Here is a 13,647-nt window from a genome sequence, read left to right on the forward strand (position 1 = left end):
CCCATCGTCGATCTCGGTACTCGGTCGTCGTTCCTTGTCATAGCAGTGTGCCGGAACGCACCGACAGTTCTCCGCTCCCGCGAACCCGGCATCAGCGAACCTCGACCACGACCTTGCCGAGCACGTGCCCGTCCTCGACCAGGGCGAGAGCCTCACCCGCACGCTCGAGCGGGAACACATGGTCGATACGCGGACGAATGATGCCCGACGCGGTCAGGTCTGCCAGCCGCGCGAATGCCGAGGTGGTGCGGTCGCGATCGACACCGGAACCACCCCACTGCGCCGCGAGCACCGGGTCTGCAACGCTGACGATCGGTATCCCCGCCGTCACAGCGGTCGCCGCGGCGCGCAAGCTCTCGCCCCCGACGAGATCGATGATGCCGTTCACCGGTCGTGACAGCGAGTCGACAAAATCGGCGCCGGACGCGAGAAATTCGGCTCCGAGGCTCTCGATCCACTCCTGCTTGCCCGTACTCGCGACTGCGAGAACGTCGATACCGTCGGCTCGCGCGAGTTGCAGAACGGTCGAACCCACGCCGCCGCCCGCGCCGAGCACCAGGATGGAATCACCCGCGCCCACGGCGAGCCGCGCCAGCGCGTCGTATGCGGTCCCGGCGGCCACCGGCAGAGTGGCTGCGGCCGCCCAGGACACGGATTCGGGCTTGTGGGCTGTGCTCGACGCGTTGAGCACGGTGTACTGCGCATAGCCTCCGTATCCCGACGCGGTGGCTCCGAACACGTGGTCGCCCACCGAGAAGTCGGCCACACCGGCACCGGCCGACACGACCGTGCCCGATACTTCCCGGCCGAGAACCGCAGGCAGGGTGATCGGCACGGTGTCCTTGCGATTGCCCGCCCGCACCTTCCAATCCGCGGGATTGACGCCGGCGGCGTGGACCGCGACGAGAATCTGGCCAGATCCCGGCTCGGCGACGGGTAGGTCCAGAAGGTATTCGGTGTCGGGTCCGCCGTATTCACTGAAGCCGTACGCGATCATGTACATACTGTGCCTCACCCAGCGACTCGCTCGAAGCGCTCACCTGAAGTCTGTCGGTGCTTGCTGATTGGATGGACCGATGCTGCACGGTCTCTGGTCTCCCGGTGCCGGGCTGATGCTGTGGGACGACGAGATCACCACCGGGGATGAGCCCGACTTGCCGCCGACCCACGCGCACGTGCTCACCAGAACGTTTCGGCACCGTGCTGCGGTGTCGTTTCCGGCACCCGGACGCGCCGCCACCGCGCAGGCCCCGGTGCAGGTTCCGGCCATCGCACTCGCCCCGCACGACGGTGCCGATCTGCTGTTGCGGACGCCGCCGGACCACGCGGCGATCTCCGGTGACCTCCGTTACCTGGCGCATGTCGCCCGCGGAATCGAACGCTGGGTCCGCGGCGGTCGCGTCGTTCCGGCCCTGAAGTTGATGGACGGGCAGTGGTGGCCACGGTGGCGTCTGGTCGGGGGCGAGCGTCAACGTGCCTGGCTCAGCGAACTCGCCGTCGCGATGCCGTCGGTGCAGCGCGCAGGTGAGCGGCCCAAGAAGATTCTCGACGACATGGTGGAGGAGCTCACCGATCCGATCGTCAGATCGGTTCTGGGTAGACCCGACTCGGAGCATCCACTGTTGTCGGCTCTGGTTCGCGACGACCCGTATGCCGATGGCACTCAACAGATGTCGACGTTGCTCGAGAAGTGGCGCGGAAGCCTCACCGTCGACGAACCCTCGCTGGTACTCCGGCTGCTCGAACCCGATGACGACGACGCCGTCGACAGTTCCTCCGAGGAAGCAGTGGAGTCGTACTGGACGCTGCAGGTGTGTCTGCGCGCGGACGGCGAAGCGCCGCGACCGGTTCCGATGAGCCGCAAGGTCGATGCCACGCTGCTCTCCATCGCCGTCCGCAAGCTCGGTGAGGCCGTGGCGGCGTACCCGAGACTGCGCGATCTGCCGTCGCAGGAAGGCACCCTGGACCTGTTGCTTCCGACGTCGGTGGTCATCGATCTCGTCGAACACGGTGCGACGGCACTGCAGGCCACCGGAACCACGGTTCTGCTTCCCCGGGCCTGGACGAGGCTCGATCCGTCGATGAGATTGCGCGTCGATTCACCGGCGGTGACGAAAGCGGCAGCCGATCGGGCGGTCGGCATGGACGAACTGGTGTCCTACGACTGGCAACTCCAACTCGGCGACATGGTGCTCACCGAGGCGGAGATGAGCAGGCTCGCCGTCTCGAAGGGCGATCTCGTGCGGCTCCGCGGTCAGTGGGTGCTCGCGGACGGCGGTCAGCTCGCGCGAGCCGCCAAGTACGTCGCCGAGCATCACGGCGACGGGACTGCGCTGAGCACGCTGATGCGCGAGATGACTCTGGCCGACCCACCGCCGGCTCCGGTCCAGGACATTCGTGCCTCGGGATGGGCGGCCACGTTGCTCGAGCCCGGTGCGGTGCCGGAGACGATCCCAGTGCCCGACGGTGTGAACGCGACTCTGCGGCCCTATCAGCAACGCGGACTCGACTGGCTCGCGTTCATGAGCCGGCTCGGTCTCGGGGCGGTACTCGCCGACGACATGGGGCTGGGCAAGACGCTGCAGGTGCTGACACTGCTCGCGTACGAGAAGAGTTCGACGCCTACGCTGCTGGTGGCACCGATGTCGGTGGTCGGCAACTGGCAGCGTGAGGCGGCGAAATTCACTCCGGCACTGCGGGTCCTGGTACACCACGGTCCGACGCGACTACGCGACGAGGAGCTCGACCGGGCGATCGCCGAGCACGATCTGATCGTCACCACGTACGCGCTGATGGCCAAGGATCGCGCGCAGCTGGCGGAGCAGACGTGGCGTCGTGTGGTCCTCGACGAGGCGCAACACATCAAGAACTCGGGCACCGTGCAGGCCAAGGCGGCGCTCGCGATCCCCGCGGATCACAAGCTGGCGCTCACCGGAACGCCGGTCGAGAATCGTCTCGACGAGCTGAGGTCCATTCTCGACTTCGCCAATCCGGGCATGCTCGGTAGGCCGTCGGATTTCCGAAAGCGATTCTCGGTTCCGATCGAGCGCGAGAACGACGAGAACGCGGTTTCCCGTCTGCGCGCCATCACGTCGCCGTTCATTCTGCGCCGTGTCAAGACCGATCCGACGGTCATCTCGGATCTGCCCGAGAAGAACGAGATGACCGTGCGCGCCAACCTCACGGCCGAGCAGGCTGCGCTGTACAAGGCGGTCGTCGACGAGATGATGGCGCAGATCGCCGACGCGAAGGGCATGAAGCGCAAGGGCGCGGTGCTGTCCGCGCTGACTCGCCTCAAACAGGTGTGCAATCACCCCGCCCATTTTCTGTCCGACGGCTCGCCGGTGCTCAAGAGGGGGCAGCATCGTTCCGGCAAGATCGGCTTGGTCGAGGACATGCTCGACTCGATTCTCGGCGACAACGAGAAAGCGTTGTTGTTCACGCAGTTCCGGGAGTTCGGTGAGCTCGTGGCACCGTACTTCGCCGAACGGTTCGGCACCGAGGTGCCGTTCCTCCACGGCGGGGTGAGCAAGGCCAAGCGCGACGAGATGGTGGAGAAGTTCCAGAGCGACGACGGTCCACCGATCATGATGCTCTCGCTCAAGGCCGGCGGCACCGGGTTGAACCTCACGGCCGCCAACCATGTTGTTCATCTCGATCGTTGGTGGAATCCGGCGGTGGAGAATCAAGCGACGGACCGGGCCTTCCGCATCGGGCAGCGCAAGAACGTCGAGGTGCGCAAACTGCTGTGCGTGGGCACCGTGGAGGAACGGATCGACTCGATGCTCGTCTCCAAGCAGGACCTGGCGAATCTGGCGGTGGGCACCGGCGAGAACTGGGTGACCGAGATGGACACCGCGGAGCTCCAGGAACTGTTCCGCCTCAGCGAGGATGCGGTGGGGGAGTGATGGTCGACTTCTCGCAGTACGGCAAGCGTCGAAAAGCCAAGGGCGGCATCGAGTCCAGAAACAAGCGCGGTGCCTTCGGACAGACGTGGTGGGGCAGGCATTTCGTGGCGGCCATGGAAGACCTCGCGGATCCGGGCCGGATCGCTCGGGGTAGAACGTATGCGCGCCAAGGGCAGGTGCTCACTCTCGGGGTCGAGCGCGGGCAGATATACGGCGAGGTGCAGGGCAGTCAGCTCGAGCCGTTCTCGGCCTCGGTCACCGTGGATCCACTGACGAAGGGTGAAGTGGCCGCGCTCGTCGATCGGGTGCGATCGAATCCTGGGATGCTGGCCGAGTTGGCCTCCAACGCGATCCCGCAGGCGCTGGCGTCGGTGTTGCTGCCGCACGACAAGGGGCAGCTCGATTTCGACTGCACGTGCCCCGACGACGGGTGGCCCTGCAAACACGCGGCGGCTCTGATGTACATCGCCGCTGAGCACATCGACGCATCCGCCGCCACCATCCTGACGCTGCGTGGAGTCGATCTCGATCAACTGATCGAGGGCGTCGGCGACGGGGACGACGAGTTCGACCCCGATGACTGGTTCGGCGATCGCGCGTCGTTCCCCGAACTTCCCCAGGTGTCGTTCGCTCCCGCGATGGACGATCTCGATCCGTTGATCCTGCGTCGAATCTTCCGCGCCGACGGCTCCTCCGAGGCCGAGGTCAGTCGCGCCGGTGCCGATCTGAGGCAGTTCTACGACCGAATGTGACGACTTCTGGACTTACGTGGACATCCGACTATAGGATGGGCGTACTTCACTTCCACGCTCGAGGACGGACAAACTCCATGGCTCGCGAACTCACGCACTTCATCGGCGGCAAGTATGTCGCCGGCACCTCCGGAAACTTCGGGGACGTGTTCGACCCCAACACCGGCGAGGTTCAGGCCCGTGTTCCCCTGGCCGACGTATCCGAGGTCGAGGCCGTCATCGCCGATGCCGAACAGGCCCAACGTGAATGGGCCAAGTGGAACCCGCAGCGCCGAGCGCGAGTCCTGATGAAGTTCCTGGCGCTCGTCACTCGCGACACCGAGGAACTGGCCCGCCTGCTGTCCTCCGAGCACGGCAAGACGATCGCCGACGCCAAGGGCGACATCCAGCGCGGCGTCGAGGTCGTGGAGTTCGCCGTCGGCGTCCCGCATTTGCTCAAGGGTGAGTACACCGAGGGTGCAGGCGGCGGAATCGACGTCTACTCGATGCGTCAGCCGCTCGGCGTCGTAGCCGGAATCACCCCGTTCAACTTCCCCGCGATGATTCCCCTGTGGAAGGCCGGCCCGGCCATCGCCTGCGGAAACGCGTTCATCCTGAAGCCCTCCGAGCGCGACCCGTCCGTCCCGCTCAAGCTCGCCGAGCTCTTCCTCGAAGCAGGACTGCCGCCGGGTGTGTTCAACGTCGTCAACGGTGACAAGACCGCCGTCGACGTACTGCTCACCGACGACCGCGTCAAGGCGATCGGGTTCGTCGGCTCGACTCCCATCGCGCAGTACATCTACGAGACCGCAGCGAAACACGGCAAGCGCGCACAGTGCTTCGGTGGAGCCAAGAACCACGCCCTGGTGATGCCCGACGCCGATCTCGACGAGGTCGCCGACGCCCTTCTCGGTGCCGCCTACGGTTCCGCGGGCGAGCGTTGCATGGCCATTTCCGTCGCGGTTCCGGTGGGTGAAGAGACCGCGGATGCGCTCGTCGCCAAGCTCACCGAGCGGGTGGCGAAGCTGAAGATCGGTCGCTCCGACGACGAGGACGCGGATTTCGGCCCGCTCGTGGGTAGCGATGCGTTGAAGCGCGTCAACGACTACACCCAGATCGGTGTCGACGAGGGTGCCGAGTTGGTCGTCGACGGGCGCGGTTTCAGCCTCGAAGGCCACGAGGGTGGATTCTTCGCGGGCGCCACACTGTTCGACAGAGTGACGACCGACATGCGGATCTACAAGGAAGAGATCTTCGGGCCCGTCCTGATCGTCGTTCGTGCGAAGGACTACGAGGACGCGCTGCGCCTGCCCACCGAGCACGAATACGGCAACGGCGTGTCCATTTTCACCCGTGACGGCGACACTGCACGCGATTTCTGCTCCCGCGTCCAGGTGGGCATGGTCGGGGTCAACGTGCCGATTCCGGTACCGATCGCGTACCACACGTTCGGTGGTTGGAAGCGTTCGGGATTCGGTGATCTGAACCAGCACGGACCCGATTCGATCCGCTTCTACACCAAGACCAAGACCGTCACGCAGCGCTGGCCGTCGGGCACCAAAGAGGCTGCGGCACAGAATCACTTCGTCATTCCGAACATGGACTGATTCGGCGATGTTCACATTGAACGAGGACGAGCGGGCGATCAACGACACCGCTCGTGAATTCGCCGACGAGTTTCTGGCCCCGAACGCGATCGAATGGGACCAGAGCAAGCATTTCCCCGTGGACGTGCTGCGCAAGGCAGCGGGACTGGGAATGGGCGGCATCTACATTCGCGAGGACGTGGGCGGATCGGGTCTGACCAGAGTCGATTCGGTGCGGATCTTCGAGCAGCTGGCCACCGGTGACCCGTCCATCGCGGCATACATCTCCATTCACAACATGGTCGCCTGGATGATCGACACCTACGGAACCGACGAGCAGAGGCAGCGTTGGCTGCCGGGCCTGTGCACGATGGATCAGCTGGGCAGCTACTGCCTCACCGAGCCAGGCGCGGGATCGGATGCCGCGATGCTCGGCACCAAGGCGGTGCGCGACGGTGACGAATACGTGTTGGACGGCGTCAAGCAATTCATCTCCGGCGCAGGCACTTCCGAGGTGTACGTCGTCATGGCGCGCACCGGTGCACCGGGCCCTCGTGGCATCTCCGCGTTCATCGTGCCGAAGGACTCGGCGGGACTGTCCTTCGGAGCCAACGAGAAGAAGATGGGGTGGAACGCTCAACCCACCCGGCAGGTCGTTCTCGAAGGAGTCCGCATTCCGGCCGAGAATCTGCTCGGCAACGAGGGCGACGGGTTCCGTATCGCCATGAACGGACTCAACGGCGGACGCATCAACATCGCCGCGTGCTCGATCGGCGGAGCGCAGTCCGCCCTCGACAAGGCCGTTGCGTACCTCGCCGAGCGCAAGGCGTTCGGGGCACGGTTGCTCGATGCACAGGCGCTCCAGTTCCGACTGGCCGATTTCAAGACCGAACTCGAAGCCGCCCGCACGCTGCTGTGGCGGGCCGCGGACGCGTTGCAGAACGACGCTGCGGACAAGGTCGAGATGTGCGCGATGGCGAAGCGTTTCGGAACCGACACCGGTTTCGAGGTCGCCAACGGCGCGTTGCAGCTGCTGGGTGGGTACGGCTACCTCAGCGAGTACGGCGTCGAGAAGATCGTTCGTGACCTCCGAGTGCACCAGATTCTGGAAGGGACCAACGAGATCATGCGAGTGGTTGTGGCGCGTTCGATCGTGGGTGCCGCATGAGCGACGTCATCCTCGAGGTCTCCGGCGGAATCGGTCGGATCACCCTGAACCGCCCCAAAGCGATCAATGCGCTCGATCATGCGATGGTGCGTGAGATCGCGCCGGCGTTGGCGCAGTGGGCAACCGACGACGCTGTCGATGTCGTCCTTCTGACCGGAGCCGGTGAGCGAGGACTGTGCGCAGGCGGAGACATCGTCTCCATCTACCACGACGCCAAGGACGGTGGCAGCGGCAGCAAGGATTTCTGGCGCGAAGAGTACATCCTCAACGCCGCGATCGCTCGATTCCCCAAGCCGTTCGTCGCCATCATGGACGGCATCGTCATGGGCGGAGGCGTCGGGCTCTCGGCACATGCCAACACTCGCATCGTCACCGAGCGATCGAAGATCGCGATGCCCGAGGTCGGAATCGGTTTCGTTCCGGATGTGGGTGGTACGTACCTACTTTCGCGTGCCCCGGGCGAGATCGGCACCCACTTCGCGCTCACCACGGCGCGGATGAATGCCGGCGACGCCATCGCAGTCGGTTTCGCCGATCACTACATCCCGTCCGACAAGCTGGAAGACTTCTACTCGGCACTCGAGACGGTCAGCGTCGGAGAGGCCGTCGCGACGTTCAGCGAGCCGGCACCGGAGTCCACGATTGCCGGTCAGCAGGGATGGATCGACGAGTGCTACGCAGGCGACGACGTCCAGGGCATCGTCGACGCTCTGGCAGCCAGCACGGTGCCGGAGGCGCAGAAGTCCGCAGAGGACATCGCGTCCAAATCGCCTGTGTCGCTGGCCGTGACGCTGAGGTCGCTGCGCCGGGCGGCCACGCTGCCGACGCTGGAGTCAGTGCTCGACGAGGAGTACCGCGTGTCGGTCGCATCCCTGAGCAGTCACGATCTCGTCGAAGGAATTCGAGCACAGGTGGTCGAGAAGGACCGCAACCCGCAATGGCAACCGCGTACGTCGGCAGACGTCACGCCCGAGGACGTCGACCGGTACTTCGCACCTCTCGGGGACGCGGAACTGGGCCTGTCGAACGCACACACAGAAGGTGAGCAGTCATGAGCGAGAAGACGATCGGCTTCATCGGCCTCGGCCACATGGGTGGACCGATGGCCGCCAATCTGGCTGCGGCCGGCTACACGGTGCAGGGCTTCGATCTGGTGCCCGCCGCGCTCGAGCAGGCCACGAAGGACGGCGTCACCGTGGTCGAATCGGCCGTGGCCGCCGTCGCCGATGCCGACATCGTCATCACGATGCTGCCCAACGGCAAACTGGTACTCGGGTTGTACGCGGACCTGCTGCCCGCTGCCGCGCCGGGCACGTTGTTCATCGACTCCTCGACCATCGACGTCGCCGACGCGCACACCGCGCACAAGCTGGTGCACGAGGCAGGCCACCGCAGTCTGGACGCACCGGTCTCCGGTGGTGTCGGGGGAGCGGCGGCGGGAACGTTGACATTCATGGTGGGCGGTTCCGAAGAGGATTTCGCCTCTGCTGCAGCAGTTCTCGACGTCATGGGTCGCAAGGTGGTGCACTGCGGCGCAGCGGGCAACGGCCAGGCAGCCAAGATCTGCAACAACATGATTCTCGGAGTATCGATGATCGCCATCAGCGAGGCGTTCGTATTGGGGGAGAAACTCGGCTTGAGCAACCAGGCGTTGTTCGACGTGGCCTCGACTGCGTCCGGTCAATGCTGGGCACTGACGACCAATTGCCCGGTGCCCGGTCCCGTACCGACGAGCCCCGCCAACAACGAGTACAAGCCCGGCTTCGCCGCGGCGCTCATGGACAAAGATCTGGGCCTGGCCGCCAATGCACTGCGCGACAACGGTGTCGAGGGTGTCCTGGGCCTACGGGCGGCCGAGTTGTACGCTCGCTTCAAGGAAACAACCGGGGGCGGCACCGATGTGGACTTCTCCGGCATCATCAACGACATCCGCGAGCGCTCGAACGGAGCAGACCTGTGAGTGACTACGAGACCATTCTGCTCGAACGTCGGGGACGCGTCGGCATCATCACGCTCAACCGTCCCAAGGCGTTGAACGCGCTCAATTCCCAGTTGATGCGCGAGGTCGTCTCGGTGGTCGAGGAACTCGACGCGGACTCCGACATCGGTGCAATTCTCATCACCGGTTCCGAACGGGCCTTCGCGGCCGGGGCCGACATCAAGGAGATGCAGCCCAAGTCCTACATGGACGTGTATCTCGACGACTTCTTCGCCGCCTGGGACCGATTGGCATCGGCTCGAACGCCGTTGATCGCGGCGGTGTCCGGTTATGCACTCGGCGGCGGGTGCGAACTCGCGATGCTGTGCGACGTTCTGATCGCCTCGGACACCGCGGTATTCGGGCAACCCGAGATCAAGCTCGGCGTTATTCCGGGAATCGGCGGGTCGCAGCGCCTGACGCGTGCAGTGGGCAAGGCCAAGGCCATGGAGATGTGCTTGACCGGTCGCAACATGAAGGTCGAGGAAGCCGAGCGAGCAGGGCTGGTCTCGCGCATCGTGCCGGTCGCGGATCTCCTCGACGACGCCATCGCGACCGCCACCACCATCGCCGAGATGTCGCTGCCGGTCGCCATGATGGCCAAGGAAGCAGTGAACCGATCGTTCGAGTCGAGCCTTCGCGAGGGTGTTCTGTTCGAGCGCCGCGTGTTTCACTCGACCTTCGCCACCGAGGACCAGAAGGAAGGCATGTCGGCCTTCATCGAGAAGCGAACGCCGAACTTCCAGCACCGGTAGGGCCGGCGATCCTACCTGTCGGGGGACAGGAGGGCGGCCCCGCGGGCCGAGACCAACTCCGGCATCGACGGCACCAGCGTCGTCAGGCCGGTTCGCAGCTCGAGTGACCGCGCGATCGAGGTGATGTTCGCGCCGCCGCCCACCACGACGATGGACTGCGGTCTGGCACCGGACAATTCGATGGTCTGCTCCACCAGCATGCCCGCGTACCGCACCGGTCCGGCGATCAGATCGTCGAAGTCGCGTCGGGTCAGCACATGCCGCGCGGCACCGGATGGATCGGTGGTGCTGACGACGGAGTCGACGCTCAGCTGCTCCTTGATGGACCGGCTGGCGTCGATTCCGATACGAACACCGTTGGACGAGAGCAGCCGCCGAACCGAGTGATCGAGATCGTCGCCGCAGAACGTGGCCGTTCGCCGCGTCATGAGGGTGCGAGTGGACGCCAGGTCGATGACGGTGACAGTGGTTCCGGTGCTTCCGATATCGCACAACACGGTGACGCCGTGATTGGGCACCAGCCCGATGAAACGCAGATAGCGCACCTGCGCAGCGGTTTCCGGAACGAGCGAGGCCGTGCGGGACGTACCGCTGGTGGCGACCGAGCCTGGATCGGTGGCAACCCGATAGGCGATGGCGGAGAACTGAACCGGGAGCGACATCGTCGCGGCGATGGAGTGGATGGCGTCGACGCCGGTGGCGATCGTGGTGGACAGCGACTGACCCGGGGCTCGGCGCACCGTCCTGGACACGATGGGTGTGCGGTGGGGGCTGTCCAGATACGTCAGAATTGCGCGTGCGCCGTGCGCACCCGCCCCGACCCCCAAAACCAGCACCCCGCCCCGCCCTTCAGCAGATCGGCTCCGACCTGTTCCTGGAGCAATTGCACCACGAACGGTACGGGTGTGCCATTGTCTTGTGACGAGTCACGATCGAACTCAGAACGATGTAGTGATCTCGTCACTGTCGAAATCGCCTGCATCCGAACGGAGTTCCGCCAAGATCCGAACGAGCGCCAGTAATTTGTCCCGTGCCAGACCGGGGCGTGCGAACACCAGTGAGTTCAACCGCTCGGTGGCCTCGACGGCCAATGTGCGTCCCTGCTCGGTGATTTCGACCAGTGTGGTGCGCCGATCGCTCGGATGCGGGATGCGTCGAACGTATCCCACGGACTCGAGACGATCGACAGCGTTGGTCACGCTCGTGGGATGCACCTGCAGACGTGCGCTCGCCTTCGCCATCGGCAGAGCCCCGTTCTTGGTGAAGGTCAACAACGTCAGCAGCTCGTATCGCGAAAAGGTCAGTCCCGTCGGCTTCAACGCTTCCTCGACTCGGGCGAGCATGATCTGCTGCGCGCGCATCAACGAGGTCACTGCGGCCATACCGTCGGCGGCGTCAGACCATCCGTGTCTGGTCCACTGGCGGTGTGCCTCTGCAATGGGATCGAGGGGAAGCGGAGACGGTGCTGGCATACCGACCATCCTCCCACGGTGTCCGGTTGCGGCGTCTACCGAATGACGACGCGAGGTACTGCGAGCGGAACCCGATCCGTGATCGCGGCGCGGGCAAGCGAGATCTGCTCGCGGGCTTCGGCTGTGCGGGCGGTATCGGTGTCGCCGGAGGCCAACGCGCGGTCCAGCAAATCCAGTTGAGTCAGTACGGCGTCGACGTTCTCGGAATCGTGTGCCGCACGACCCACTCGCTCGGCGAGGCGAATTCCGGCCTGCACCACCATGGGGCTGCCGGTGCCGTAGATCCGCACCGCATCGAGGGCATGGTCGATCAGTGACGGAACCGCGACGCGGCGGGTGATCACCCGCACGGTGCCGTCGGAGCCGCACCGAGCACGGGAGGGCCTGGGACGCTGGACGACCGCGACCAGTCCGACCGTGAGATCGTCGATGGCGTTGCGTGCCGTGTACGGGTCGTTGACGCCCGTCGACAGGGCGCGCACAGCCATTTCGGTCATCTGCTCGACGGCGAAAGCGATGTCGTGCCGCGGTGTTCGACTGGTGCCGATGGTGAACGACCCTCGAACCCGTCCGACCGCGTCGGCTGAGATGTTCGCCGATCGATCGGCCAGAACATCGGCGAGCGGTTCACCGGCAACGACATGTTCACCGGGCACTCGATGAACATCGATCACGGTGTCGGTGTCGCCAACGATGTTCAGCACTGCGTCTTCGTCGATGTCGATGATCACCCCGGACTCCTCGGCCAGCACCGTCGTGTAGACGGGCGGCTTGACGATGCCCTCTGCCGACGCCGCATCGGCGGGCTGCTCGGGCGGGTAGAGCGCGTCGACGGACTCCGACAGTTCGTCTCGGACGCGGCCGGACAGCGTCGCCACCTGGATCGACTGCGCGATGTGATGAATGAAGTAGACGAGCACACCCACGTCGACCACCGCGAGTGCGACGGCAACGTTGACGGCGATGTCCGGCACGAAGACCGAGCCGTCGGATTCGATCGATCGAATCGACCGCAGCACCATCAGCGAGTACAGGAACGTGGCACCGAAGATGCCGAGCACCACCTGGTTGCCGCGATCGGCCATGAAATTGCGCACCAGGCGGGGGCCGTACGAGGAACTGGCGGTGGCGAGGACGGAGATGGTGATGGAGAACGACGTCGCAGCCACGCCGAGCATGGACCCGCCGATGGCACCGAGGATGTCTCGGCTGCCACTGGCACCCACGTGGTAGAGCAGCGAACCCGTCAGATCGACCCGGGTATCGAGCAGATAGCGATCGAGACTCACCAGAGCCTGCGCGAGGACGAGTGCGACAACCCCGAGGACGGCGGGAATGAACCAGAACGATTCCCGCAGCTTCGCCATGTGTTCCTTCATGACGCACAGTCTTCCCGTAGGCGTCCGAATCAACCCTCGGTATCGAATCCCGTCGCTCGATTCAGGCCGTGTCAGGCCAGCAGGGCCGGCTTTCGTGCAACGGTGACCGCCCAGTCCGCGTCGGTGCGCCACGGCCGCAGATCCCACGTCGAGAATCGGTGCTCGAGGTCGAAGCCGACCGCCGCCAGATCCTCGTCGAGCATGTCCACGGTGTACTCCCGATCGGTGGCGAATCCGGTGACGAACACTCCGCCTTCGGTCAGGTGTGCCCAGATGCGTTGGAGCGCAGTGCGTTCGGTACCGGGCTTCATGAAGACGAGTACGTTGCCCGCTGCCACGGCCGCGTCGAACGTCCGTCCCAGATCGAGCGTCGTCAGATCGGCGACGTGGACGTCGAGTTCGGGATGCGCTCGCGCGGCCTCGGCCAGAACGGGATCGAGATCCACTGCGGTCACACGATGTCCGCGTCGGGCCAACTCGACACCGAGGCGGCCGGTCCCGCATCCGGCATCGAGAATGCCCGACGCGGGGGAGACCACCGCGTCGACCATGCGGGCCTCGCCGTGCAGATCCACGCCGCGTTCGGCCAGGCGGTCGAATCGCTCGATGTAGCGCGCGGAATCGTCTGCGGAGTTCTCGGCTTGCCAGCGTGTGGTCACCCCGCCAGGGT

Annotated in this window: 12 protein-coding genes; 7 read left to right on the forward strand and 5 right to left on the reverse strand. The window is 65.2% G+C overall.

Going from position 1 to position 13,647, the window contains the following annotated elements; all coding sequences use genetic code 11:
* Window positions 1–91 precede the first annotated feature (91 nt).
* Complete coding sequence (locus R4P47_RS17950; RefSeq protein WP_317785331.1) at window positions 92–997, reverse strand: NADP-dependent oxidoreductase; 906 nt, start codon at window positions 995–997, stop codon at window positions 92–94.
* A gap of 79 nt (window positions 998–1,076) precedes the next feature.
* Here R4P47_RS17950 and R4P47_RS17955 point away from each other — a divergent pair, with 79 nt between their 5' ends.
* The 7 genes from R4P47_RS17955 (at window position 1,077) to R4P47_RS17985 (ending at window position 10,126) form a co-directional block, all read left to right on the forward strand.
* Window positions 1,077–3,908 carry a DEAD/DEAH box helicase gene (locus R4P47_RS17955; protein ID WP_317785332.1) on the forward strand — a complete coding sequence of 944 codons (2,832 nt, stop codon included), beginning with the start codon at window positions 1,077–1,079 and terminating at the stop codon, window positions 3,906–3,908.
* A complete protein-coding gene (locus R4P47_RS17960) occupies window positions 3,908–4,660 on the forward strand; it encodes an SWIM zinc finger family protein (RefSeq protein ID WP_317534199.1) in 753 nt (250 codons plus the stop codon). The genes R4P47_RS17955 and R4P47_RS17960 overlap by 1 nt, the downstream gene beginning before the upstream one ends.
* A 77-nt stretch (window positions 4,661–4,737) precedes the next feature.
* On the forward strand, window positions 4,738–6,246 hold the full coding sequence (locus R4P47_RS17965) for a CoA-acylating methylmalonate-semialdehyde dehydrogenase (protein WP_317785333.1): 1,509 nt from the start codon (window positions 4,738–4,740) through the stop codon (window positions 6,244–6,246).
* A gap of 7 nt (window positions 6,247–6,253) precedes the next feature.
* Complete coding sequence (locus R4P47_RS17970) at window positions 6,254–7,393, forward strand: isobutyryl-CoA dehydrogenase (RefSeq protein WP_269595634.1); 1,140 nt, start codon at window positions 6,254–6,256, stop codon at window positions 7,391–7,393.
* Window positions 7,390–8,448 carry an enoyl-CoA hydratase/isomerase family protein gene (locus tag R4P47_RS17975; RefSeq protein ID WP_317549848.1) on the forward strand — a complete coding sequence of 353 codons (1,059 nt, stop codon included), beginning with the start codon at window positions 7,390–7,392 and terminating at the stop codon, window positions 8,446–8,448. Before R4P47_RS17970 ends, R4P47_RS17975 begins: the two co-directional genes overlap by 4 nt.
* Window positions 8,445–9,353 carry a 3-hydroxyisobutyrate dehydrogenase gene (mmsB, locus tag R4P47_RS17980; protein WP_317534202.1) on the forward strand — a complete coding sequence of 303 codons (909 nt, stop codon included), beginning with the start codon at window positions 8,445–8,447 and terminating at the stop codon, window positions 9,351–9,353. The genes R4P47_RS17975 and mmsB overlap by 4 nt, the downstream gene beginning before the upstream one ends.
* The gene (locus tag R4P47_RS17985) at window positions 9,350–10,126 is read left to right on the forward strand and encodes an enoyl-CoA hydratase (protein ID WP_149408040.1); all 777 of its coding nucleotides are present in this window, start codon (window positions 9,350–9,352) and stop codon (window positions 10,124–10,126) included. The genes mmsB and R4P47_RS17985 overlap by 4 nt, the downstream gene beginning before the upstream one ends.
* An 11-nt stretch (window positions 10,127–10,137) precedes the next feature.
* Here the strand turns inward: R4P47_RS17985 and R4P47_RS17990 are convergent, their stop codons facing one another.
* The 4 genes from R4P47_RS17990 to R4P47_RS18005 form a co-directional block, all read right to left on the reverse strand.
* Complete coding sequence (locus R4P47_RS17990; protein WP_317785334.1) at window positions 10,138–10,962, reverse strand: hypothetical protein; 825 nt, start codon at window positions 10,960–10,962, stop codon at window positions 10,138–10,140.
* Between the two features lie 102 nt (window positions 10,963–11,064).
* The gene (locus R4P47_RS17995) at window positions 11,065–11,598 is read right to left on the reverse strand and encodes a MarR family transcriptional regulator (protein WP_317785335.1); all 534 of its coding nucleotides are present in this window, start codon (window positions 11,596–11,598) and stop codon (window positions 11,065–11,067) included.
* A gap of 35 nt (window positions 11,599–11,633) precedes the next feature.
* A complete protein-coding gene (locus tag R4P47_RS18000) occupies window positions 11,634–12,977 on the reverse strand; it encodes a DUF2254 domain-containing protein (RefSeq protein ID WP_317785336.1) in 1,344 nt (447 codons plus the stop codon).
* Window positions 12,978–13,048: 71 nt separating this feature from the next.
* On the reverse strand, window positions 13,049–13,636 hold the full coding sequence (locus R4P47_RS18005; protein WP_317785337.1) for a class I SAM-dependent methyltransferase: 588 nt from the start codon (window positions 13,634–13,636) through the stop codon (window positions 13,049–13,051).
* Between the last annotated feature and the right edge of the window lie 11 nt (window positions 13,637–13,647).

This window comes from Rhodococcus sp. IEGM 1370, from assembly GCF_033142325.1.
Classification (GTDB): Bacteria; Actinomycetota; Actinomycetes; order Mycobacteriales; family Mycobacteriaceae; genus Rhodococcoides.